Source organism: Nitrospirota bacterium, from assembly GCA_030645475.1.
GTDB lineage: Bacteria > Nitrospirota > Nitrospiria > Nitrospirales > Nitrospiraceae > Palsa-1315.
The window spans coordinates 195162-219684 of the sequence record JAUSMA010000014.1 but is presented as its reverse complement, the minus strand read 5'-3'; the positions used below and the strand labels follow the sequence as shown (position 1 = coordinate 219684).

General features: G+C 57.2%; 19 protein-coding genes, 1 tRNA gene and 1 pseudogene. 18 read left to right on the top strand and 3 right to left on the bottom strand.

The window, feature by feature from the left end; translation table 11 throughout:
• Nucleotides 1-18: 18 nt before the first annotated feature.
• Nucleotides 19-957: an outer membrane protein assembly factor BamD gene (bamD, locus tag Q7U76_02945; GenBank protein ID MDO8355331.1), complete on the bottom strand. Its 939-nt coding sequence runs from the start codon at nt 955-957 to the stop codon at nt 19-21.
• 50 nt (nt 958-1007) lie between these two features.
• Here bamD and Q7U76_02940 point away from each other — a divergent pair, with 50 nt between their 5' ends.
• From Q7U76_02940 to Q7U76_02930, 3 genes are all read left to right on the top strand, one after another.
• The gene (locus Q7U76_02940) at nt 1008-2075 is read left to right on the top strand and encodes a beta-ketoacyl-ACP synthase III (GenBank protein ID MDO8355330.1); all 1068 of its coding nucleotides are present in this window, start codon (nt 1008-1010) and stop codon (nt 2073-2075) included.
• A 78-nt stretch (nt 2076-2153) separates the two neighbouring features.
• Nucleotides 2154-2774 (top strand): DUF47 family protein, encoded by a 621-nt coding sequence (locus tag Q7U76_02935; protein ID MDO8355329.1) that lies wholly within the window; start codon nt 2154-2156, stop codon nt 2772-2774.
• A gap of 97 nt (nt 2775-2871) precedes the next feature.
• Complete coding sequence (locus Q7U76_02930) at nt 2872-3864, top strand: inorganic phosphate transporter (GenBank protein ID MDO8355328.1); 993 nt, start codon at nt 2872-2874, stop codon at nt 3862-3864.
• Here Q7U76_02930 and Q7U76_02925 read toward each other — a convergent pair.
• On the bottom strand, nt 3861-5696 hold the full coding sequence (locus Q7U76_02925) for an ATP-binding protein (protein MDO8355327.1): 1836 nt from the start codon (nt 5694-5696) through the stop codon (nt 3861-3863). The genes Q7U76_02930 and Q7U76_02925 overlap by 4 nt on opposite strands.
• Nucleotides 5693-6403, bottom strand: a complete 711-nt coding sequence (locus Q7U76_02920) for a response regulator transcription factor (GenBank protein ID MDO8355326.1) — start codon at nt 6401-6403, stop codon at nt 5693-5695. Before Q7U76_02920 ends, Q7U76_02925 begins: the two co-directional genes overlap by 4 nt.
• 174 nt (nt 6404-6577) lie before the next feature.
• Between Q7U76_02920 and ispH the strand changes: the two genes are divergently transcribed.
• The 15 genes and pseudogenes from ispH (at nt 6578) to Q7U76_02845 (ending at nt 24519) form a co-directional block, all read left to right on the top strand.
• Nucleotides 6578-7531, top strand: coding sequence for a 4-hydroxy-3-methylbut-2-enyl diphosphate reductase (gene ispH, locus Q7U76_02915; GenBank protein MDO8355325.1), 954 nt, complete (start codon nt 6578-6580; stop codon nt 7529-7531).
• Between the two features lie 174 nt (nt 7532-7705).
• Nucleotides 7706-11392, top strand: a complete 3687-nt coding sequence (gene smc / locus Q7U76_02910) for a chromosome segregation protein SMC (protein MDO8355324.1) — start codon at nt 7706-7708, stop codon at nt 11390-11392.
• Nucleotides 11393-11588: 196 nt separating this feature from the next.
• Nucleotides 11589-13769, top strand: a complete 2181-nt coding sequence (shc, locus tag Q7U76_02905) for a squalene--hopene cyclase (protein MDO8355323.1) — start codon at nt 11589-11591, stop codon at nt 13767-13769.
• Nucleotides 13770-13821: 52 nt separating this feature from the next.
• The gene (locus Q7U76_02900) at nt 13822-14595 is read left to right on the top strand and encodes a hypothetical protein (GenBank protein MDO8355322.1); all 774 of its coding nucleotides are present in this window, start codon (nt 13822-13824) and stop codon (nt 14593-14595) included.
• Between the two features lie 3 nt (nt 14596-14598).
• Nucleotides 14599-15369: an ABC transporter permease gene (locus Q7U76_02895; protein ID MDO8355321.1), complete on the top strand. Its 771-nt coding sequence runs from the start codon at nt 14599-14601 to the stop codon at nt 15367-15369.
• A 6-nt stretch (nt 15370-15375) separates the two neighbouring features.
• Nucleotides 15376-16131 carry an ATP-binding cassette domain-containing protein gene (locus Q7U76_02890; GenBank protein ID MDO8355320.1) on the top strand — a complete coding sequence of 252 codons (756 nt, stop codon included), beginning with the start codon at nt 15376-15378 and terminating at the stop codon, nt 16129-16131.
• Nucleotides 16132-16148: 17 nt separating this feature from the next.
• On the top strand, nt 16149-16592 hold the full coding sequence (gene mlaD / locus Q7U76_02885; GenBank protein MDO8355319.1) for an outer membrane lipid asymmetry maintenance protein MlaD: 444 nt from the start codon (nt 16149-16151) through the stop codon (nt 16590-16592).
• A gap of 51 nt (nt 16593-16643) precedes the next feature.
• The gene (locus Q7U76_02880; protein ID MDO8355318.1) at nt 16644-17297 is read left to right on the top strand and encodes an ABC transporter substrate-binding protein; all 654 of its coding nucleotides are present in this window, start codon (nt 16644-16646) and stop codon (nt 17295-17297) included.
• Nucleotides 17298-17314: 17 nt separating this feature from the next.
• The gene (locus Q7U76_02875; GenBank protein ID MDO8355317.1) at nt 17315-18517 is read left to right on the top strand and encodes a BamA/TamA family outer membrane protein; all 1203 of its coding nucleotides are present in this window, start codon (nt 17315-17317) and stop codon (nt 18515-18517) included.
• 297 nt (nt 18518-18814) lie between these two features.
• Nucleotides 18815-20764 carry a 1-deoxy-D-xylulose-5-phosphate synthase gene (gene dxs, locus Q7U76_02870; GenBank protein ID MDO8355316.1) on the top strand — a complete coding sequence of 650 codons (1950 nt, stop codon included), beginning with the start codon at nt 18815-18817 and terminating at the stop codon, nt 20762-20764.
• A gap of 41 nt (nt 20765-20805) precedes the next feature.
• Nucleotides 20806-21990 (top strand): annotated as a pseudogene (ispG, locus tag Q7U76_02865) (flavodoxin-dependent (E)-4-hydroxy-3-methylbut-2-enyl-diphosphate synthase).
• 81 nt (nt 21991-22071) lie between these two features.
• Nucleotides 22072-22147 (top strand) — tRNA-Cys (locus Q7U76_02860).
• Nucleotides 22148-22262: 115 nt separating this feature from the next.
• Nucleotides 22263-23279, top strand: coding sequence for an adenosyl-hopene transferase HpnH (hpnH, locus tag Q7U76_02855; GenBank protein ID MDO8355315.1), 1017 nt, complete (start codon nt 22263-22265; stop codon nt 23277-23279).
• A 55-nt stretch (nt 23280-23334) separates the two neighbouring features.
• Nucleotides 23335-23727, top strand: coding sequence for a hypothetical protein (locus Q7U76_02850; GenBank protein MDO8355314.1), 393 nt, complete (start codon nt 23335-23337; stop codon nt 23725-23727).
• A 252-nt stretch (nt 23728-23979) separates the two neighbouring features.
• The gene (locus Q7U76_02845) at nt 23980-24519 is read left to right on the top strand and encodes a hypothetical protein (protein ID MDO8355313.1); all 540 of its coding nucleotides are present in this window, start codon (nt 23980-23982) and stop codon (nt 24517-24519) included.
• Nucleotides 24520-24523: the final 4 nt, after the last annotated feature.

The window sequence follows — 24523 nt, the reverse complement described above, 5'->3', positions numbered from 1 at the left end:
GCTTCGATGCTGCTCGGATCAGCACCAAGCGCCGAGGCGGCAGGTCACAAACGATTGGCCTAACCCCAATGCCGAGGCAGAAGGAAGGCGGAAGGATCCGGTCGGGACAGAGGGGAGGAGTCCTGCCGCAAGGCTGAGTTGGTTTCCCGATGAAGCGGTGGTCGGTGAACTCACAGATGGCGCGGGCTCGGTTTGTTTCGCCAAAAGTGGAGCAGACTTTCCGTTGCCAATTTTCGCGAGCAAGCTCTTTCCCTCGCCTGCATGCACGTTGGCCGGGTACTTTTCTGCCAAGAGAGTTAGTTGTTCACTGGCCCAATCGTCTGCACCCAAGTCATGGTAGCTGAGCGCCAGGAAGTACAAGGCGTCTGGTGCGACCGACTTGTCGGGATACAGCTTCATGATTTGTTCGAAGCGATGTGCGGCGGCCAGATAGGAGCCCCGTCGATAATAGAATTGCCCCACGAAGAGATGCATCTGCGCGAGGAGATCGTGGCATTCCTGGATCTTCTGGAGTGCTTGTCCGTCGTACCGGCTGCCTTGAAAGTCTTTCCGCAGCCGATCAAAGGCTTCGATGGCTTTCTGGACTGGGTCCGGGTCGCGATCGATCCCCTTGGCCCGTTTCATCTGGCTTTCTCCGATCCGGAAGGCGGCATAGGAGGCGAGGGTATGGGTGCGATGGAGATCGAGGAAGTGGTTATATTCCACGATGGCTTCCGTGTATTCCTCTTTCTCGAAGAACGCTTCGCCTCGCTTCATGATGACGTTGGGGTCGTAATTTTTCTCGATCGTGTCGCCTAAGAAGATCTGCTCGTCGGTCCCGCTCAGGGCTTTCTTAGCCGTATCTTGGGGCTTGGGTGTACTGGAGCAGGCCGTGATGATGCAGAAAATGGCTGTGCAAAGGCCAAGAGCCGTTGCCAGCCGTGGTGCAATCGTGAAGCTGGGAAATGAGCGTATCATGACTGCTTCAAAATGTAGCAGGAGTGCGGGTTGAATGCAACGATTCGAGCATGCGAGTTGACCCCTGTGGCACCGAGACCTATAATCCCGCCATTCTTGCAGTGACCCGCACAGTACAGATACCTATGATACGGACAAGGATTATTGGGACGGGCTCGTACCTCCCTGAACGGGTGGTGACGAATCGCGAGGTGGGGGCGTCGTTGGGTATTGAGCCTGACGCGGTCTCTCGCCTGACAGGGATTCAGGAGCGTCGTTGGGCCGCGGCATCCCAAGCCTCCTCCGATCTTGCCGTGGAAGCCGCCAGGCAGGCGCTTGAGGCTGCAGGACTTCCGGTTTCTGACGTAGGGGCGATCGTGCTGTCGACGACCTCTCCCGACTCGGTTTTCCCCTCGACGGCGTGCCATGTTCAGCGGATGCTGGGTTGTCCCGCGATACCGGCATTCGATGTGGCGGCTTCCTGCTCAGGCTTTCTTTATGGACTCTCGATGGCCGATGCGATGATTCGGAGCGGTCAGATCAAGACCTGCTTGGTGGTCGCCGCCGAGGTAAAGTCTCGTTTCCTCGATCCTGCTGACGGCGATACAGTGCTGTTATTCGGCGATGGAGCCGGTGCGGTGGTGCTGCGGGGGGAACCGGAGGTGGGTCACCCGAGCCGGGGGCTTATGGGGCTCCGCCTCCATGCGGACGGTGCCCAGCATGGTTTGATTTCCATCCCCGCAGGTGGGTCGCGCCTGCCGACGACATTGGAAACGGTTGAGGCGAAGCGTCATACGTTGCGGATGCAAGGGGCACCGCTTTTTCGTTTGGCGGTCAAACGATTGGAGCAGGCCATCCTCGAGATCGTGAAAGAATGCGGTGTCGATATTCACGATCTCGCGCAGCTGGTCTTGCACCAAGCCAACGGGCGAATTATCAGCCAGCTGACGAAGCGGCTGGGAGTTTCGCCGGAACGAGTTTGTTCCGTGATCGGGCAGTATGGTAATACCTCGTCGGCATCAGTGCCGATCGCGCTCGACTACGCAGTCCGCTCTGGGAAGATTGTGCCCCACGACCTTGTCTTGCTGGGCAGTTTTGGCGGTGGTGTGACGTGGGCGGCCGGGTTGGTTCGCTGGTAAGGGCTGTCGATGTCTGGCGTGACGGCGTTGCCTGTGCCGTGAGAAACGCCGATTGTATCTGAACTGAGGAGCGTCGCGATGTTATTTGGATTGATCCCTCGAGAAGAAGCGTTCTTTGAGCTGTTCAAAAAGGCCGCACATAATATGATCGAGGGAAGCCGCCTTCTAAAGGTCATGATGGAGGATTTTCGGTCTCCCATCGAACAAGCCAAGGGGATTAAAGACGTTGAACATGTTGGAGATAGCATTACGCACGATATTGCGTTTCGATTGAACAAAACCTTTATTACGCCGATCGATCGGGAAGACATTCATGACCTTGCGAGCGCGCTCGACGATATTCTGGATGTGACGGAGGCGATCGCCGATCGCTTCGTGTTATACAAGGTCACGAAGCCGACGCCGATGGCGGTCAAGTTGGCCGATATTTTGTATCAGGCCTCTGTGGCCGTGGGGAGTGGCGTGGATCGCCTGGGGCTCGCGCATCCGGAGCTGAAAGAATGCAGCGTGCGGGTGAACAGCTTGGAAAACGAGGCCGACCGAGTGTCCCGCGATGCGATATCCGCCCTCTTTGAAAAAGAAACCGATCCGATTGCCGTGATCAAGTGGAAAGAGATTTACGAGAACTTCGAAGCGGGAACCGACCGTTGCGAAGACGTCGCGAATATTCTTGAGCGGATCGCGCTTAAACACCACTAAGCTGCAACGATGAGTAATATCACCAGGGCATTTTCAGCTCAGCACTCAGGACTCAGCACTCAGGACTCGGCACATAGCACTCAGCGTCGGCGGTGCCATGCCTGAATTGACCGGAATGTTGCTTCTTGTCGTGTTGTTGGCGCTCCTGTTCGATTTTTCGAACGGGTGGCATGACAGTGCCAATGCCATTGCGACGGTCGTCTCGACGAGAGTCGTGAGCCCGCTCGTGGCGGTCATGGCAGCCGGCGTCCTCAATGTCGCCGGGGCGTTCATGTCCACGGCGGTCGCCAAGATGGTGGGGTCTGGGATTGTGAACCCGACCATGGTCACTCAAGAAATGGTGGCGGCGGCGTTGGCCGGTGCGATCTTGTGGAATCTCTTCACGCTGTTGCTGGGATTGCCGACGAGCTCGTCCCACGCCTTGATCGGCGGACTGGTCGGGGCTGCAGTGACCCATGGCGGATGGGATATGGTGAAGTGGTCTGGGCTTCGTCCGGTAATGGAAGCCATGGTGCTTGCGCCGTTCTTTGGTTTTGCGATTGGGTTTACCTTGATGGTGCTCATCAGCTGGGTCTGCTTTCGTGTGACGCGAAGTGTGGCCACTCGACTATTCAAACGGCTGCAGCTCGTTTCTGCCTGCTTCATGGCGTTCAGTCACGGAGCCAACGATGCGCAGAAGGCCATGGGCATCATTACCTTGGCCTTGCTCTCTGCCGGGCAGATTCCTTCCGGCGAGGTGCCTGGTTGGGTGATCGGCGCCTGTGCGGTGGCGATGGGATTGGGGACGGCGGTGGGCGGCTGGCAGATCGTCCGTACGTTGGGAATGGGGATCGTGAAGCTGGAACCGGTGCATGGGTTTGCGGCAGAGACCGGTGCCGCGGCGGTGTTGCTCGTGACCGCGCACATCGGTCTGCCGGTGAGCACCACGCAGACCATTACGACGTCGGTCATGGGGGTCGGCGCGATCAAGCGACTTTCGGCGGTGCGCTGGGGCGTCACGACGAGAATTCTTTACGCCTGGGTGTTCACGCTTCCTGGCGCGGCGCTTCTCGCATCGCTCATCTATCTTCTCATGGTCAGGCTTCACTAGACCGGCTGATTGATCTGTTGGATTGGCAACCGGACGACAAAACGGCTGCCGGTCGGGGCATTGGCTTCGACCCATACCCGTCCCCCCAATCCCTCGACGATATGCTTCACGATTGCCAGGCCAAGGCCTGTGCCTCCCATCTCGCGCGAGCGTGCTTTATCCACTCGGTAAAATCGTTCGAAAACGCGGGGTCGATCCTGTTCAGGAATGCCGAGACCGGTATCGGTCACGCTCAGCTCCACGGCTGTGACAATCGTGGGCCGTTCGAGATCGTCAGCAACCGGGTGAGCCGCCACCGTAATGGTCCCGTTCCCTGGGGTATATTTGACCGCGTTATCGAGCAAGTTCGACAGGACTTGCATCAGCCGGTCCTCATCGCCGAGCACAGCTGGCAGATCCTGGGCTACAAAGGTGAGGAGCCGGTGCCCCTTCTTGTCCGCTAACGGCTTGATCATGGCCAGCGTCCGTTCAATGACCCGCTGGATCTGTAATGGTTCTCGTTTGAAGAGAATCTGTCCCGATTCGATCTTCGAGAGCTGGAGGAGGTCTTCCAGGATCAGGTTCAGCCGGTCGCTTTGCTTGAGAATAATCTCGAGAAATTTCGTGCTGGTCCCAGGATCGTCTTTGGCCCCGTCGAGTAAGGCTTCGATATAGCCCTTGATCGACGTAAGCGGAGTCCGTAGCTCGTGGGACACGTTCGCGACGAAATCTTTCCGGATATTCTCCAGGCGTCGTAACTCGGTAATGTCGTGAAAGACCAGCACGGCGCAGGCTTCATTCTCGCGATCGCAGGCCGTGACCGAGGCCTCGATATGGAGACAGCGGCCGCTGGGCTGTAAAAGGATTTCATCTTCCTCGTTGATGCGTTTCGTCAAGACTGTTGAGACGAGTGTGTCCAGTTGCGGATGTCGAAAGACATCGGAGCAATGGTGCCCCCGTGCATCCATTCGACTGACGTCGAACATTCGCTCCAGCGCCGGATTGACTTGCAGGACGCGGCCTCGGCAGTCCAGGACCATGACGCCCTCGACCATTGAGGTCAGCATGGCCAAGAGCTGGGCCCGGTCTTCGGACAGCTCGTCGATCTTGGCCCGCAGTTGGTCCGTCATCTGGTTGAGCGTATCGGCGAGGAGGCCGACTTCATCCCGTGATCCCGTCCTGATGCGGACTGTGTGGTCACCATTGGCGAGCTGCCGCGCGGCGATGGCAATATCGGACAGGGGTTTTGTGATGCTGCGCGCGAGCCCCACACTCAGCGCGACGGCAATCAAGAAGGCAATGCCAAAGGCAAGGGCCAAGTTCCGGTGTAACTTAGCCACCTCATGATCGAAGGTGGTCATCGGTAGTCCCAGCCGTAAGAAGCCGGAGGATTTCGTCTGGTTTGTGCTGCCGATGCCGATGGCCAGGTACAGGGTGCGTTCACCGGTGGTGTGACTTGTGCGCAGATCTGTTCCCCGTCCGGTGGCCACAGCTTGCTGAATTTCCGGACGCGCGAGATGGTTCTCCACCGTCGAGAGGTTACTGTCCGAGACGGCGCTGTCGGCCAGCACCCGGCCATCCAGCGCGACGACGGTTACGCGGGCGAAGGCCCTCGCACCGAGATCCCGAACGGCTGCCTGTAATTGCGGGGTCGAAGCCAGCGTCCCTGCTTGCGTCAAAAACGGCTGCAGCCCGTAGGCGACGAGGCTGGTTCGAGTCTCCAGTATCTGGACGGACTGAACGATCTCTTGTTGTTCAAGTGAGCGAACCGCCAATGTCCTGGCGATGAGAAGTCCACAGGAGAGGACCAGCAGGGTCCCGATAGTGACCTTCCATCGGATGGAGAGGGTCATGCCGAACCATCCAACTCTTTGAGCTTATAACCCAGGGATTTAACCGAAACAATCGCCTCGTTGAGCGAGGGAAGCTTCTGCTTGAGTCTTCGGATATGGACGTCGACGGTCCTCGTCGTGCCGTAGTAATCGTAGCCCCAGACGGTGTTGAGCAGGATGTCTCGGGTCAGGACTCTGCCGGGATTGCGCAGAAGATGTTCGAGTAGGCCGAATTCTTTTGCCGTGAGCGGGACTTCTGTCTTGTTCACGGTGACTTCGTGTCGCGCGAGGTCCATCACCAGATCGCCGTACTGGTATCTGGCCGGGCTCTCGTCCGGTTTACGGTCGAGCCGGCGAAGGAGAGCTTTAATACGGGCGACGAGTGTCTTCGGGCTGAAGGGTTTGGTCACGTAGTCGTCGGCCCCTAGTTCCAGCCCGACGACGGTATCCGATTCTTCGGCTTTGGCGGTCAACATGATGATGGGGAGCATGGCGGTTTCCGGAGCCGACCGCAGCCGTTTGCAGACCTCGAGGCCGTCGATTTCAGGCAGCATCAAGTCGAGGACGACTAGGTCGGGCTTCTCTTGTTTCGCGTACTGAAGACCTTCCGTGCCGGTTTTGGCTGCAACCGTTCGAAAGCCTTCTTTCTCCAAATAGAGTTTGACCAGTTGGAGAATGTCGTGCTCATCTTCAACGATGAGGATTTTTTTGCTGGCCGGGTTGGACATAGTGAGTCGCGTGAGCCTACGGGGGAGAAGGCATCCTGTCAAGACGGGAGGAGAAGAGGGATCGGGCCCATTGGGTTGACGGAACCCGCTGTGCTGACGTAAGGTGGGCGGCAGTCGTCTGCAAGTATATGGGCACGAATGTGGTCATGTACGTATGAAGGAAAGGTCGCCGTCATGAAGATCTATCTCACGAATCCACGCGGGTTTTGCGCCGGAGTCGACCGGGCGATCGATATCGTCGATCTCTCGCTCAAGAAGTATGGGGCACCGATCTACGTGCGGCACGAAATCGTCCATAGTCGGCATGTCGTGAACTCGCTTCGCGACAAGGGCGCCGTGTTTGTGGAGGAATTGGGGGAAGTGCCGGAAGGTTCGGTGGTGATTTTTAGTGCCCACGGTGTTGCCAAGTCGGTCTGGGACGAAGCGAATCGGCGGGGACTGCATGTGATCGATGCCACCTGTCCGTTGGTCATCAAAGTGCATAACGAGGTCAATCGCGACTATACGCAGGGGTACGATCTCATTCTGATCGGCCATGCCGGCCACCCAGAAGTGATCGGGACGCTCGGGCAGATTCCGGACAAGTTCCATCTGGTCTCTTCGGTAGAAGATGTCAAGAATCTGCAGGTCGATCAAACGCATGACCTTTCGTACGTGACACAAACGACGTTGAGTGTCGATGAATGCCGGGATATCGTCGGGGCGCTCCATGAACGGTTTCCGCATATCAAGGGACCTCACCAAGAAGATATCTGTTACGCGACACAGAATCGGCAGAATGCGGTGAAGGAGCTGTCCTTGCTGGTGGATGTCATCCTGGTCATCGGTTCTCCCAATAGTTCGAACTCCAACCGGTTGCGAGAGCTGGGGGAGCGGTGCGGGATTGCGTCCTACTTGATCGATGCCGCCTCCGACATCAACCCTGAATGGCTCGCCAATGTGAAAGCGATCGGGATTACGGCTGGCGCCTCGGCTCCGGAGGTCCTGGTTGAAGAGGTCGTGACCTACCTCAAGACTTTTGGGCCTGCCGAGGTCGAAGACCTGACGGTGATCGAAGAGGACGTTGAGTTTCTCCTCCCTAAGGAACTGATTACCATCGAGTCTTCCAACCGATCTGTCGAGGCGTAGGCGGGGTAATCGTTCCGCAGTCCCCTTGGCCCACTCCCTAAGCATTGTAGGTCCCTCTCTCCAGTCCTACCACCGGCAGTGTTTTTCTTTGATTTTTTCCGGTGGCCTGTGTTACAAAGCCGGGCATTCTTTCCCTGTGAGTTTTTTCGATACACGCTACCGAAGGAGTCGCCGATGTATTTGAAATCCCTTGAAATGGCGGGGTTTAAGTCGTTCGCGGAGGCCCGGATCGAATTTCCCGATGGCGTCACGGCTATTGTGGGGCCCAACGGAAGCGGAAAGAGTAATGTCGTCGATGCGATTCTCTGGGTACTCGGGGAACAGAGCACCAAGGCTCTGCGCAGCGAGAAGATGGAAGATGTGATTTTTAACGGGACCGAGATGCGCAAGCCTCTTGGCCTGGCCGAAGTATCCCTCGTGATCAGTGGCCTGGATCGGATCAATGTGGATCCCTTGTCCGGGCTTTCCAGCCAGCTGTCTGAATATCAGGAACTCATGATCACGCGCCGCCTGTACCGCAATGGCGACAGTGAATACCTCATCAATAAAACCGTCTGCCGGTTGAAGGATGTCCGGAGCATTCTGCTTGATACCAGGGCCGGGACCAAAGGGCACACGGTGATCGCCCAGGGGCAGATCGATCAGATTCTCAACGCCTCACCGCAAGACCGGCGCGAGTTGATCGAGGAAACCGCCGGGATCGTTCGTTATAAAAAGCAGAAGGCCGAAGCGTTACGCAAGTTGGATGCGACACAGCAGAATCTCTTGCGCGTGCGGGACATTATTGCCGAAGTGAAGAAGCAGTTGAATTCGCTTGAGCGTCAAGCCCGGCAGGCACGGTCCTATCAGACATTGCATCAGGAGGCCAAATCGCTGGAGATTCAGCTGCTCACGAATGAGTATCGCGTGCTTCGAACGACGATCGCGGAAGTCGAGGAGGAACTGCAACAGCTGGGGGATCGCGAGTCCGAACAGGTTGCCGGTTTGGCACGTTTGAGCGCAGAGCTTGAGCAGATCAAATTCGCGATGGCCACGGCGAGCGAGGCGATCGGGCAGCGGCGCGAGGAACTGTCGAAAGTTGAACAGCAACAGGCGCAGGCCTTGACGGCCGCAGAAGTCGAGCGTAATCGCGGTGAGCTCTATGTGCAGCAGCAGAGCCAGGGCGGGCAGGAGCTTGAGCGCCTCACCCAGGAGCAAACGCAGGGGACGGCGGAAATTGCGGCTCTGGAGGGTATGCTGGTCGCGCTCGAACGTGAATGTGCGGAGCGTGAGCAGGCTTTCGCGGCACTTGAGCAGGAGATGAAAGAGCTGGTTCATCAGCGTACTGCGGCCCTGGCAGAGGAAGAGCGAGGGCGCCGGGACGTCCTGAACCTGGCGGTATTGGTCGCCAATACCGAGCAGACACTGGTTCAATTGGCTGCTCGCATTCAAGAGGCGACGGACCGTGAGGTCCGTCTGGCCCGCGAGCGGGAAGACTTTCAGCTGCAGCATGTCACGACAACGGACAAGCGTGAGGCGCTCAAGCAGGCCTGCCAGGAGGCAGAGCAGTTGGTGGCCGATCTGCGTAGGCAGAAGCAGGGCGTCGAAGAGGAAAATGAGCGCGTCGCGGCCGAATTGGTCGAGGTCGATCAGTTGGTCCTTCGCCAGTCGGAAGAGTTGGCGGCGGTGGACTCTCATCTCCGGGCGTTGGAAGGTGTGCTGCAGGAAGATATGGGCTATGGGCGGCGCGGCGATGAAGAATCGACGGCGCTCAAAGCTTGCAGCGGAGTCCGCGATGCCATTGCCGAGTGGTTGGCTGTGCCTGCAGGATGGGATCGGGCTGTGGAAGCGATTTTAGGCGAGCGGGTCAGGGGCTGGTTCGTCGATAGTCCCGTCGCCGCTTGTGACGCGATTGAATTTCTCAAGGGGAAAGATCTCGGGCGGGGCACATTTATTCCCCAGCATCCTCGATGGACAGCTCGGGATGCAGGGGCTCAACAATGGTGGGCTGCTGTGCAGGGTCAGTCTGGTGTGGTGGGCCGTGCAGTCGATTTAATCCCTGTTCAGGGCGAACGTGAAGCGGCTCGCAACTATCTCTTCGACCGGATCGTATTTATCGAAACGCTCCAGGATGCGACAGCATTGTGGTCTCAGTTATCCATCGGGGCTCCCGATGGACCGGTTCTCGTCACCCGTGCAGGAGAAATCCTAGATGCGGCCGGGACGATTACCGGTGGACAGGTCAGTGCGACGGGAGGTGTGTTGCAACGGCGACGAGAGGTCTTGCAGCTGGATGCGCAGCGTCTGTCGCTGACGGGATCTGTCGACGAGGGCAAGCAGCGGCGGGAGCGATTGCTGGCGCAGGGGCAGGAGTTGCGCGAACAGGGCCGGCAACTCGTCGAGTCGCTTCGCGACGCAGAAATGCGCGGGCTCTCCTTGCAAAAAGATGAAGCAGGGCTTCAGCACGTGCTGGGCAATCTCTCCCAGCGAATCGATACGTTGATGAGTGATGCACAGCGAGGCTCGGCGGAGGTGGAGCGGCTCATGCATGACACGCGTTCCTCCGAAGCACAGCTCGCGCAGTGGATGGCAGAGAAGGCCGGCCAGGAAGGCGAGCTCACTCGTGTGCGTGAACGGGTGGGACAGATCGATCAGGACAAGCAGGGGCTTCAGGAGCGATTCACCGAGGCGCAGTTGGTCGCGCAGGATCTCAGGACGACTCGCGAGCACCATCGGCGCGACCTCCTCCGGATTGAGCAGGAGCAACAGGACGCGATCGCACGGATCGAGATCGTGACGCGCCATGTCGAAGGGCTGACGGTCTCGATCGAGCAGAGCCGAGCTGAACGGGAACATCAAGAAACGCGTTGTCGTGAGTTCGGCGAATCGGCCGCCCAGGTGAAGGCCCAGTTGGTCGAATTGCAAGAATCTCAGGCGGAGGATATGGCGGCGGCCCAGCAGCTCGATGCCGGGTTAGAGGAAGTTCGTCGTGCGGTGTCGTCTCTTCGTGAGTCCCGCTTGGCGGTGGAGGTCAAGAAAGCAGAAGTCCGGATGCAATTGGGGACGGTCGAGTCTACGCTCGCTGGTACGTACCAGGTCGATCTCGCGACGCTGCTTGATGCGCCGGTTGGGGAGATAACGGCCGAACAACTGTCGCTTGGCGAGGCGCCGATTCCGGAAGGCCGTTCAGCCGTGAATGAGATGGCGATGAGGGAGCAACTGCAGAAACTTCGCGAGAAACTCGATCGCCTGGGGCCGATTAATTTGGCCGCGATTCAGGAGCATCAAGAATTGGATCAGCGGTATCAATTTCTCACGACGCAGGAACAAGATCTCTCCACCTCAATCGGCTCGCTCAAGGAAATCATTCAGCGGATCAACCTCACCACGAAGGATATGTTTGCCAGCACCTTTGCCGAGCTCCAGCAGAAATTCAGCGAAGTGTTCGTGAAGTTCTTTCCTGGGGGCCGGGCCGAGCTGCAATTGGTCGAGGTCCCGGCGGATGAGACGACAGAGAACCGTGGGCAACAGGATCCCGGCGTCGACATCGTGGTGCAACCGCCGGGGAAACGCCTGAAGAGTATGACCATGCTCTCGGGTGGTGAGAAGACCTTAACGGCGATGGCCCTGCTCTTCGCGAGTTTTCTGATCAGGCCGACGCCGTTCTGTATCCTCGACGAAATCGATGCTCCGCTGGACGAAGAGAACATTGGGCGCTTTACCAGCGTCTTGCGGGAACTCTCCGCGAGTGCACAGTTCATGGTCATCACGCACAACAAGCGGACGATGGCCATTGCAGACTCCTTGTTCGGGGTCACGATGGAAGAACCGGGTATTTCAAAAATCGTGTCGGTGAGACTGGGGAACTTGCAACCGGTCTAAGCAGAACAAAGTAGCTAAAACATGCGTACTTCAGAGGACTTCCGCCTCTCTGTTTCTTGACTCGGGGTAGGGTGTCTGTTATATACCCACAACGGGTAGTACTACGGGCATACGGCTCGTAGTTCGAGCTCATACGGGGACGACGCGAGTCATTCGTATTGTCCCATCCACCAGCAGCTTTCCACAGAACAATATAATGAATCTGATTCGAGCGTTTCTGGATCGTCTATCGGATAGTCTCTTCGTCTCCGTGCCGGAGAAGTTGGGGATGGCGACTGAGTTGTCCAAGGCTCTACCGCTGCGTCTGGTGTCGGACAAACCCATGATTTCAACCCCAGTCGATCCTGCGATGCGCCGCCCACCCAGCCATTCCGTGAGTCCGGTGGATGCGCTCGACGACGCGGTTCGGCGGAGTCAAGCCTGGTTCTTGTCCAAACAAGATGCATCCGAAGGCTATTGGGTTGCGGAGCTTGAAGCCGATACGACCTTGACCTCTGAGTACATCATGTTGCGGCGGTTTCTCGATCGGGTCGATCCGGAGCGCGAACGCAAGGCGGTGCGTTACCTCCGCGCCATGCAATTGCCCGATGGTGGCTGGCCGATTTTCTACGGTGGCCCTTCGGAGATCAGCGCCTCGGTCAAAGCCTATTTCGCCTTGAAGTTGAGCGGTATTTCAGCCGAGGAGCCGTACATGCTCCGCGCCCGCGACTGTATTCATGCCAAAGGCGGCGTGGTCTGTGCGAATGTCTTCACGAAAATCACCCTGGCCTTGTTCGAACAGTACGATTGGGAAGGCCTTCCGAGTATGCCGCCGGAGATCATGCTCCTGCCGAAGCGGTTCTACTTCAGCATCTATGCGATTTCCTATTGGTCGCGTGCCGTCCTGATTCCCCTGTTGGTGGTGTTTGCGAATCAGCCCGTCTGCCGTATTCCCAAAGAGCAGGGGATCGACGAACTCTATGTCTTCCCCAGGGCGGAGATTCGCTATCGCGACGTGCCACCGTTCAATAAGGATCAACGGTGGTTCACCCCGCATAATTTCTTCGTCCAATTGGACGGGGTGCTCAAACTCTACGACCGGATGCCGCTGAGTTGGTTGCGCGAGAAGGCCTTGCATAGGGCGGCCACCTGGATGTTGGACCACATCAAGGGCAGTGGCGGGTTAGGGGCAATCTATCCGGCCATGGCGAACTCGATCGTGGCGCTTCGCTGCCTCGGGTATCAGGTCGACGATCCTTTGGTCCGGAAGGCATTCCAGGAAATTGAATCGCTGGAAGTCTATAGCATCGTGTCGATCGGCGATCAGCGCGTCGAAGCCCTACATCTCCAGCCGTGCCACTCTCCCATCTGGGACACGGCATTACTCATGAATGCTTTTATTGAAACTGGCATGCCGCAGGACCATCCCTCGCTCCAGAAAGCGGCTGCATACTTGGCTTCCCGCCAGACGAAAACGGTTGGAGATTGGAAGTTCTCGGCCCCCAACGCAGAACCGGGAGGTTGGTACTTCCAGTTTGAGAACGAGCTCTATCCCGATGTGGATGACTCGGCCGTTGTGTTGATGGCGTTGTCGAAAGTTCGAATGGCTCAGACGTCTGAACTGCAAGAGTCTATTCAACGGGGAACGAACTGGGTGCTCGCCATGCAAGGGTCCGATGGCGGCTGGGGCGCGTACGACAAGGATAATAATCGTATCGTGTTCAACTATATCCCCTTTGCCGATCACCATGCCTTGCTCGATCCGAGTACGTCAGACCTGACTGGACGTTGCCTCGAGATGCTTGCAGCGCTGGGCTACGATCAGACACACCCCGCTGTGGGGCCGGCTCTCCGGTTTCTGAGGCGAGAGCAGGAAGCCGATGGTAGTTGGTATGGCCGGTGGGGCGTCAATTACATCTATGGTACCTGGTCCGTTCTGGCAGGGCTGCGGGCGATCGGGGTGGATCTTTCGGAGCCCTATATTCAGCGTGCGGTCGCTTGGCTTGAGTCGAAACAGAATCCCGATGGCGGCTGGGGCGAGTCCTGTCATTCGTACGGCGACGATCCTGCGTGGAGCGGGAAGGGAGACAGCACCCCGTCTCAAACGGCTTGGGCCATCATGGGCCTGATGTCGGCCGGGATGACCGATGCCTTTAGCGTCGCTCGAGGTATCCAGTATCTGCTTCGCCATCAACTGAAGGATGGCTCGTGGGAAGAGGTTCGCCATACAGGCACCGGTTTCCCTCGGGTGTTTTATCTCCGCTATCATTGGTACTGCCAATATTTCCCGCTGTGGGCCTTGGCCATGTACCGGAACTTACGGACGCGCGGACACATGCGGGCTGATGAAGTGCGTGAGCAGGTCTTGGCATCCGGGTGCCATCGAGCCGACCGTTGATCGCTCCGCTGGCCTCCGCCATGTCGCGGGGTTGCCTCGCTGAGGATCGTTGATGTATCCCATCGCCATCTTTGTTGCGACTCGCTGGGAACTCCAGGCGGTTCAGCAGGCAATCGTCACGGATCGTGTTACGACCGTTGCCGGAGTCCGCTGCCGGATTGGGCAGCGTGGGCAGCGCACCTACTGGCTCATTCAAACCGGCGTCGGTCCCGCTGCGGCCAGCGCGGTTGCTGACGATGTGTTGAAGGCGCAGCCGATGTCGTTGGTCATTTCTACGGGTTTTGCCTGCGCGCTGATACCGGCTCAAGTAGGAGACCTCATCGTTGGAACCGCCGTGTCGTCCGTGCCGAGTGACGGAGCGGGTGCGATGGGGCATGACTCGATGTTGTGTGATGAGGCTGTGCGCTCAGGTCTTCTCGCCGTGGCACAGGATGCAGGGATGGTCGTGCGAGTGGGCAAGATTGTGTCCGGATCGACAGTGGTGTGGCAGTCCGAGGAGAAGCGCCGGCTGCGTCGTTTGACTGACGCGACGGGGCTCGATATGGAAAGCGCCGCGTTGGCATCGGTGGCTCGTAAACGGGGTGTACCGATGGCCATCGTGCGGACGGTTTCCGATCTCGTGGATGAAGATCTCCCTCTTGACTTCAACCTCTTTCTCAGGCCCACTGGCTGGATGAAAGGTATGTGGGCGCTCATCCGCCACCCCACTGGTTTCGCAGGGCTGAATCGGCTGCGAATACAGAGCCGAGTGGCAGCGGATCGATTGACCGAATGGTTTCAACTTTATGCGAAGTCAGACATCGAATCTTCTCGCTTGTCTAGGTAACTGATGACGAATGTGATTGAACAGCTGGGTGTGCGGGCCATCCTCCGTATACAGGAGATGGGTCGCATGTTGTTATTTGTGCTGTCGGCCTGTGCCTGGCTGGTGCGGCCTCCCTTTCGATTCCATCAAATTATGAAACAGCTCCACTTCATCGGGTATAAATCCGTGTTTGTCGTCGTGCTGACGGCGGGTTTTACGGGGATGGTGCTGGCGCTTCAAGGCTATTACAGCTTGCGGAAGTTCGGCTCCGAGGGGTTACTGGGTTCTGCGGTGGCGTTGAGCATGATCCGGGAGTTGGGCCCGGTGCTGGCGGCGTTGATGGTGACAGCGCGGGCCGGTTCAGCCATGACTGCCGAGATCGGCATCATGCGGATTACGGAGCAGATCGATGCGCTCGATACGATGGCGATCAACCCGATGCAATATCTGATCGCACCGAAATTGGTGGCGGGCGTGATCGGGGTGCCGTTGCTCGTGGCGATCTTCGATGTGGTCGGTATCTATGGCGGATCCCTCGTCGGAGTGGATTTGTTGGGCGTGAGCGAAGGGGCCTACTGGAACTCGATCGAATCGGCTGTGGAATGGAAAGATATCTACGGCGGTATTCTCAAATCGATCAGCTTCGGGCTGATCATCAGTTGGATCTGTTGCTATAAAGGATTCTACACGAGACAGAGTGCCGAGGGATTGGGGAGTGCCACGACGGAAGCCGTGGTCTTGTCGTCGGTGCTGATCCTCGTATGGGACTATTTTCTCACCTCGGTCTTGCTCTAAATACCCATGATCAAGCTCGTTGGCGTTGAAAAAAAGCTGGGCGGACAACCGGTGTTACAGGGCGTTGATCTCACGATCCCCGTCGGCAAGTTGACGACCATTATTGGCCGCAGTGGAGAGGGAAAGAGTGTGCTCCTCAAGCACATGATCGGGCTGATGCAGCCGGATCGCGGTGAGGTATGGGTCGGCGATGTGGAGATATCCAGGCTGTCGGGCACACGATTGAACGATGTGCGGAAGCGTTTTGCCATGCTGTTTCAGGGGGCCGCACTGTTTGATTCTCTTTCGGTCTTCGAGAACGTGGCCTTCCCGTTGCGTGAAAAATTGCGCATGAAGGGCTCGGCGGTGACCAAACGGGTTGAGGAAAAGCTCGGGGAAGTCGGGCTGGCGGGGATGGGACACAAGTTTCCTGCCGAGTTGAGCGGGGGTATGCGAAAGCGGGCAGGATTGGCACGGGCGTTGGTCATGGAGCCGGAAATCATTCTCTTCGATGAGCCCACGACCGGGCTGGATCCGTTGATGGCGAAATCGATTCACGACTTAATTGTCACGATGCAGCGGCGGTTCGGCTTTACGGCGGTGATGGTCAGCCATGAAATTCCGGAGATCTTCGGGATTTCCGATTGGGTAGCGATACTTCGGAAAGGCAAGATTGCATTGATGGCCCCGGCCGCTGAGTTCCAGCGGACCACCGATCCGGAGATTCACGAATTTATTTCAGTCGGTGGGACTGTGGCGTTGCCTGGATCGCTCGTTGGGTGAGAGGGGGAGTACTAAGGATGGAAAAAGCCAAGCTAGAGATGGTGGTCGGTGTGTTCGTGCTCGTCGGCATCTTGTGCCTCGGGTATCTGGCGGTCAAGCTCGGGAAACTCGAGTTGGTCAGCGGCGACGTCTACGAGGTCGACGCGCAGTTCAATACGGCCTCGGGGCTTAAGCCAGGCTCGACGGTCGAAATCGCCGGAGTCGAAGTCGGTCGGGTCCGCGGGATTGTGCTCAAAGAGGATCGCGCGATGGTGAAGTTGGCGGTCAATAACACCGTCAAGCTCTACACCGACACGATTGCCTCTATCAAAACGCGGGGCATCATCGGAGAGAAATTCCTCGCGCTGTCTCCGGGAGGGGGTGGCGATCCGCTCAAGCCGGGGGATACGATACGCGATACTGAATCGGGCCTCGATCTTGAGGAGTTGGTGAGTCAGTATGTGCATGGCAAAGTGAACTGATCATCCGATCGTAGAGAACAGGCGGGCATTTAGCAGGGGGGAGGAGTATCCATGGAGATCAAGGGGTCTGCCGGTCGATCAGCGCAGAGATGGAGTTGGGCCAGGGCCGCGAGTGGGATGGCCTGTCTACTGTTGTTGCTCAGCGTTGTGGCAGTCCAGCCGGCAGTCGCCGGCGGCGCGACTGAGGCCATGAAGAGCACCATCGACGAGGTGCTCAGGGTCATCCAGGACAAGGAGCTGAAACAACCGGCAAGAGCTGAAGAGCGCCGGAAGAGATTGGAGCAGGTTGTCGGGGACCGGTTCGATTATCCTGAAATGTCGAGACGGGCGCTCGGGGCTTCCTGGAATACGCTCGCCGATAAAGACAAACAAGAGTTCGTTGCCCTGTTCCAGACGCTCTTGACGAACTCCTATGCCGACAAGGTCGAGACCTATTCCGGTGAGGGGGTGCAGTACCTCAATGAACGGGTCGATAAGGAGTTTGCCGAGGTGCGGACGAAGGTGCTGACCGGTAAGACGGAAATTCCTCTCGATTACCGCTTGCTCAACAAGGGTGTGGAGTGGCGAGTCTACGATGTGGTGGTGGACGGCGTGAGTTTGGTGAGTAACTACCGTGGGCAGTTCACGAAAATTCTTCGCTCCTCAAGTTATGCCGACTTGATCGATCAGCTCCGCAAGAAGTCCGATAAGATTAAAGCCCCGTAGAGATTTCCAGGAACTCCATGACAAGCTTGCGCGGCTGTATCGCCGTTGCCCTCCTGTTTCTTGCGGCGAATGCCATCTCGTTGCCTGAGTCCGTACGAGCCGACGTTCAATACTTCCCGGTTCCGTCCGTGTCGACCAGCAAGAACGATGGGAACGATGTCGGGCTGATCACGCCGATATTGATTACAGATCCCGATGGGGAGTTGAAATATATCGTCGCGCCGATGGTCGTTCGCAACTCCATCGTGGGGACGCGCGGGGCGCTCAATCTGTTTCGGTACGAACCGGGTGGGCGTGAGATTCGTTTCATCGGCTCCTTCACGGAGCGGATCGAGCGGAAACTGGTCTTCAGTTATGCCGATCCAGCCTTCAGCCAGGGACGCTACTCCCTGAATTTCGGCGCCTCGTTTTTCAAAAATGCCACCTCTCGTTTTTTTGGGGTAGGAGAAGCGACCTCTGAGCCGCAACAGACGAACTATACGGCGCGTGAGGGGCGAGTGAATTGGCGATTCGGGGTCTATGCCAACGAAGTGACCCAGATTGCCGTCGGCCAGCGTGTCCGCGACGTGCGCTTGCAGAAGGGCGCCACCGATCTTCCCTTTACCGGTGACCGATTTTCGACGGTGGATGGCGTGCAGGGCGAGTCGATCATTCTCGGCCACCGGGCGACGTTCTATTACGATACACGCAATAATTTGGTCACGCCTACCGATGGGATGGCCGTGACGGCGTATGCCGAGGTCAATCAGAATATCCGCAACGGCGATCATCCCGTCTATTCCCGCTACGAAGTCGAGGTGAAGAAACTGTTCCCGAGCGAGTCGAAGCGCGCAATTCTCGTCGTGCGTGCGGACCTCCAGGCGACCATTGGGACACAGGTTCCGTTCTTCGAGCAAAGTTCATTGGGTGGGCAAAACAATTTGCGTGGATTCGGCGTCGACCGCTTCATCGACAAGCATCTCGTGTCGCTCAGTATCGAGGAGCGGATTCATTTGGCGAGGACGAGGGTTGCGGGCGTTATCGCGGATTTCGAAGTCGCGCCGTTTCTGGATACCGGACAGGTCTTCAATGATTATAAGGATGTCAGTTTTAAGAGTTATCGCATGACTCCTGGTGTCGGATTCCGCGGCATCGTGCGACCCAATGTCGTCGGGCGTGTCGATTACGGCTACAGCCGGGAAGGCGGCGCGATCTATGCTGGGTTGGATTTCCCCTACTAACCGTGACGGCCGTTGCGCAGGAGTTCGACTGCGTTGGCCGGTCTCCGGCGTCGAGAACGCGGATTTCATCACTGGTGGGTCGGAAGACTGTACGGCCTCGACGGTCCTCACTCATCGATTCGAGTCATGAGTGAGAGGGGAAGTGCGGAATGTCGGCTGGCTAACCGCTTGACAACATGGGGGTTCCATGTGAAAATCCGAACTGTTAACCTGTAAGCTGCTACGTTGCTTCGCCAGTGCGTATCCGACCCAGCTCGTTCTTACAGACCCATGCATTCATGCAAAGGAGCATCTGCTATGTCGATCTTGAAGACCATTCACAGCCCTGCTGATCTGAAACGGCTCTCACCGGCGCAGTTTCCTGTCTTGTGCCAGGAACTGCGGGAACAGATTATCGGCGTGGTCTCTAATGTCGGAGGGCACCTGGCCTCGAACCTCGGAGTGATTGAACTGACTGTCGCGTTGCACTATCTGCTCGATACGCCACAAGATAAAATCGTCTGGGACACCAGCAATCAAGCCTACGCACATAAGCTCCTTACCGGGCGCCGGGAGCAATTTCATACGCTCCGTCAGTACGGGGGAATGAGCGGCTTCACCAAGCGCGAGGAGAGTGTCTACGATACGTTCAATGCAGGCCATGCTGGTACCGGCGTGTCCGCCGCCTTTGGGCTGGTCGCTGCCCGTGAGCAATTGGCGCAGCATCACAAGGTCGTCTGTGTCGTCGGAGATGGCGCCATGACCGCCGGTATGACGCTGGAAGGTCTGCACCATGCTGGAGGGTTGGGGAAAGACTTCCTGGTCATTCTGAACGACAATCAAATGTCCATTTCGAAGAATGTCGGAGCCATTTCCTCATATTTGAACCGGACCTTCACCGGAGAGTTTTATACCAAGATGCGCGAGGAAACGGGGCAACTGTTGGGGAAGATTCCCCATATCGGGCAGGATATGCAGAAGTGGGCTCGCCGGGCAGAAGAATTGGCCAAGGGTGCGATCCTCCCCGGGCTGCTTTTTGAAGAGCTGGGGTTTAGATATGCCGGACCGATCGACGGCCATAACTTTGAGCATCTGCTTCCGACCTTGGATAATGTGTTGAAGATGAGGGGGCCCGTGTTGCTCCATGTCATCACGAAAAAGGGATTGGGCTATGAGCCTGCGGTGAACAATCCGGTTTGGTTCCATGCCTGTCCGCCTTTTGTGCGGGAAACCGGGGCACCGGCCAAGAAAGCGGCTCGACCGTCTTATACGCAGATCGCTATCGAATCATTAGTGAAGCTGGCCCGTCACGATAAGCGCATCGTCGCGATTACGGCTGCGATGTGTGAAGGGACCGGCCTGAATATCTTCGAGAAGGAATTTCCGGACCGAATTTATGATGTCGGTATTGCCGAACAACATGCGGTGACGTTTGCGGCTGGTCTTGCGACGCAGGGCCTCCGCCCGGTGGTGGCCATGTATTCCACTTTCTTGCAGCGGGCGTACGACCAGGTGGTGCACGATGTTGCGACCCAGAATCTTCCGGTGACTTTTTGCATCGATCGCGGCGGGTTAGTGGCGGAAGACGGGACGACGCACCACGGGGCGTTCGATTATGCGTTCCTGCGCCACATGCCGAACATGGTGGTCATGGCGCCGAAGGATGAAAATGAGTTGCAGCATATGCTGAAGACCTGCGTCCAGCATGACGGCCCCGCTTCGGTGCGGTATCCTCGAGGGCTGACCCTGGGCGTGACGATGGATCAGGAACCTAAGGCCTTGCCGATCGGGAAAGGTGAGCTCTTGCAGGAAGGCACAGATGTCGCAATCGTCGCGATCGGTGTGTCGGTCTGGCATGCGGTGACGGCCGCAAAACGGCTTGAAGCAGAAGGTATTTCAACAGCGGTCGTGAATGCGCGTTTTGTGAAGCCGTTGGATCAGGATTTGATCGTTGGGGTCGCGAAGAAAGTTCGCTATGTCGTGACCGTTGAAGAAGGCAGTAGAATGGGCGGGTTCGGTTCAGCAGTACTCGAAGCCCTGTCGGACGGCGGCGTGACGGATGTGAGAACGAAGGTTCTCGGGCTGCCTGATTGGTACATTGAGCAAGGACCACAAGACTTTCTGCGCGAGCGGTATGGGTTGACGGCGGAAGGTATCTATCAGAGCGTGAAGGAATTGATCGGTCAGGCGCAGGCTCCTGCGCGAGAGCAGCGCACGCTTGCCACATTGGCCGATCGGTTGCCGCATGGAGACGAGCAGGGAAGCTAAGCTAAGCTAAGCTAAGCTAAGAGGAAGACAGTAAAGAAGACACGATGCATATTACTAGACGGAAAACCAGGCAGATCACGGTTGGCAAGCTCAAGATCGGCGGAGATGCGCCCGTGTCCGTGCAGTCGATGTGTTCGACTGACACGCGAGATGTCGCAGCGACGATCGCGCAGATCCGCCAGCTAGAGGCTGCCGGTTGTGAAGTGATTCGTGTGGCCGTGCCGGACGACGAAGCGGCGGCAGTGCTGCCCAAGATCAAAGCGGCGATGACTGTGCCGTTGATCGCGGATATTCACTTCGACCATCGGCTGGCATTGAAAGCCGCCGAGGTCGTCGACTGCGTCAGAATCAACCCGGGCAACATCGGCGCCTGGTGGAAAGTCGAAGAGGTCATCAAGGCGGTGAACGAGCGGGGCATTCCCTTGCGCATCGGCGTGAACGGCGGGTCGCTTGAGCGGCCGTTGCTGGATAAGTACGGCTGGCCATCACCCGAAGCCTTGGCCGAATCGGCGCTCAACGCCGTCCATGCGTTAGAAGATGTTGGCTTTACGAATATGAAGGTGTCGTTGAAGGCATCCGATGTGCATCATGCCATTGACGCCTATTGGTTATTTGCCCACCAGTCCGACTATCCTCTGCACATCGGTATTACAGAGGCGGGAACGGCAATGACGGGGGCCGTCAAGTCGACCATGGGGCTTGGATACTTGCTCTCGCAGGGAATCGGCGACACGCTGCGCGTGTCGCTGGCTGCTGATCCGGTTGAAGAAGTCAAAGTAGGGTTCGAGATCTTGAAGTCGCTCGAACTGCGCCACCGAGGGATCAATGTCATCGCCTGCCCAACCTGTGGCCGAGTTGAGATCGATGTGGTGAAGCTGGCCAACGAATTGGAAAAGAAGCTCGGTCATATCACGACTCCGTTGAATGTGTCGGTCCTTGGCTGTGTCGTGAACGGGATTGGCGAGGGGAAGGAAGCGGATATCGGGATTGCCGGCGGTGAAGGCAAAGGCATCCTGTTCAAGAAGGGCAAGCTCGTTCGCAAGGTGCCCATCGAAGAGTTGATGGACACGCTGATTCAAGAGGTCGAGCTGATGGCCAAGGAAAAGGAAGCTGAAGGGAATGGGACGGTCGTGGTCCCTTCGAACGAAGGATGGGAATCGATGAGTTCGCAGTCGGATGAGCCTACCACGCTAGGAAAAGAAATCCCTGTGTTGCCCAACCGCTGATCATCTATCCGTCACGTCTACTCCGCATTTCTGAAATGGCAAGTTGAGATAGAGGAAGAGGGCCCGCTATAATGCGTGCGGGGCGCCGTACCCAAGTGGTTAAGGGAGCAGTCTGCAAAACTGCGATTCGGCGGTTCGAACCCGCCCGGCGCCTCCAAATTGACGACAGGGGATGAGAGTGTTACGATTTGTGCCGTTTCTTGCTCGCAAGTCCAGCTGCGGTTCGCAGTTGCTCACTACACAGACAGCATAAATTAGAAGGAGAGAGAGGAATGGCCGTTCCACTTTCCCAGATGTTTACAGTCACGAAGTACGTGCTCACCCAGAAGATCACCAGGGTGAAGCGGTATCCGCTTGTGTTGATGCTGGAGCCCTTATTTCGTTGTAATTTGGCTTGTGCCGGCTGCGGAAAGATTCAGTACCCGGACCACGTGCTGGATAAGCGGCTGACTCCGGAGCAATGCTGGGCAGCTGCCGAAGAATGTGGAGCCCCGATTGTCAGTATTCCAGGCGGAGAGCCGATGATCCATCCCGAGATGGCATCGATTGTTCGCGGGTTGGTTGCGCAGAAACGGTACGTGTATCTCTGTACCAATGCGATTCTGATGGAACGGAAACTCGATGAGTATGAGCCGTCGAAGTTTCTCACGTTCAGCGTCCACATGGACGGACTAAAAGATGAGCACGATTTGGCGGTGTGCCGTGACGGCGTCTATGACGTCGCGGTGAAGGCCATCAAGGCGGCGTTGAAGCGGGGGCATCGGGTGACCACCAATACGACGCTCTTTGACGATGCCAATCCTGAGCGTGTGCGCAAGTTTTTCGATGCGATGATGGAGCTCGGCGTCGAAGGCATGATGATCTCGCCTGGGTATAGCTATAATAAGGCGCCGGACCAACAGCATTTCTTGAAGCGAGAACGCACAAGGGAATTGTTTTCCCGTATTTTGGGGAGTCCGAAGCAGGGGTGGCAGTTTAATCAGTCACCGCTGTTCTTGGATTTCTTGATGGGGCGTCGGGAGTATGAATGCACGCCTTGGGGCAATCCGACCTATAACGTATTCGGTTGGCAGAAGCCCTGCTACTTACTTCAGGAAGGTTATGCGAAGACATTCCATGAACTGATGGACAGCACGGAATGGGATCACTACGGGACGGGGCGGAATGAGAAATGCGCCGATTGTATGGTGCATTGTGGCTATGAAGCGTCGGCAGTCGAAGATACCTTTGGCACGTTGTCCGGGTTTGGCCGGACTGTGAAGTTAACGATGCTCCCGACTTCGCGATGAACACGATATATTGCATGCTCTTGTGTGCCACCTATGGTACGTCAGGGCCCTTGTCATGACCGATACCAAGAACCATAGTGACGGTGTTGCGGCCTCGCTGGAAGGCCGTGTGTTTCAGCCGGCTTCTTTTGCTGAGCTGGCGGAAGCCGTGGAGCTGGCGTTCGACTATCGTGGCGATGTGACGGTCGTATTGAAGTCGGGGGAGTCGCTCAGCGGATATCTTTTCAATCGCCAGGTCAGTGGTTCCGATTCCTCTCTTGAAGTGTTTCCTTCTGATAGCTCTCCTGCTCGTCGCATCCGGTACGATCAGATCGCCTCCATTGCCTTCACCGGTGAGGACACGGCCACGGGGAAATCCTGGGAAACCTGGATCGCGAAGAAGGATTCTGAGCGACGGGCCGAAGTGGAACGTGTTGCCGCGGACGCACAAGCGCGTGGAATTCTCTAGTCTCTCTGCTTTCTAGCTCTATCTTTTTCCCGCTCGTTCTTCTATACAGACATATCTTAAATAGCCCGCTCCTGGCGCAGGGAATGGGGCTTGCTGGCTTGTTGAATTGGGCTGTCAATTCGTTGACAAAGAGTAGGGGCTATGTTAAAAGGGTCGGCCTCAAAATGGCCTGGCTCATTGCTGATCAGACTTTCTGCTGTGTGGGCCGGATGCAAGAGTTCGGCGACCGAAAAAGGCGTCAGTCCAGAGCTCATGAGGCGTAGACAGATCGCACAGAATGAATCGCGGTGGCGGGAGTGGATCCTGGCCATAGCCATGGTGGGCGGTCTCCCATCGGTCGTTTCTGCAACGCATGAAGCCGACCATCGATTTACAGTCGAAGGCTTTGTATGCGGGACGGATGGGAAGGGCAGCGCAAATATAGACGTGCTCGTGAAAGATACGAGAATCTCCTACGGCCAGATCGTGAAGACCGACGGAGATGGGTACTATAAGGCGGCGTTTCATCTCCATAACGATAATCTTGGCGATCCGTTGCTGGTTGAAGCCAGGGGGGAGCAGCGGGAGCAGAAGATTTCGTTTGACCCGAAGGATCTGGAGGCGGAGCGAAAAGTCCAGGTCAACTTTGGCGCCGGCTGTATACACGATAGGGAACGCGTCCCAATGTGGGTCTACGGAGGGTTGGGAGCCGTTGCTGCAGTAGCCGGTGGGTTCGTGGGGTTGAAGATGATTCGCTCATGGCGGAAGCGGGAACAGAAGCGAGGGACGTCTCAGGGCAAGCGTAAGAAATAGCCGA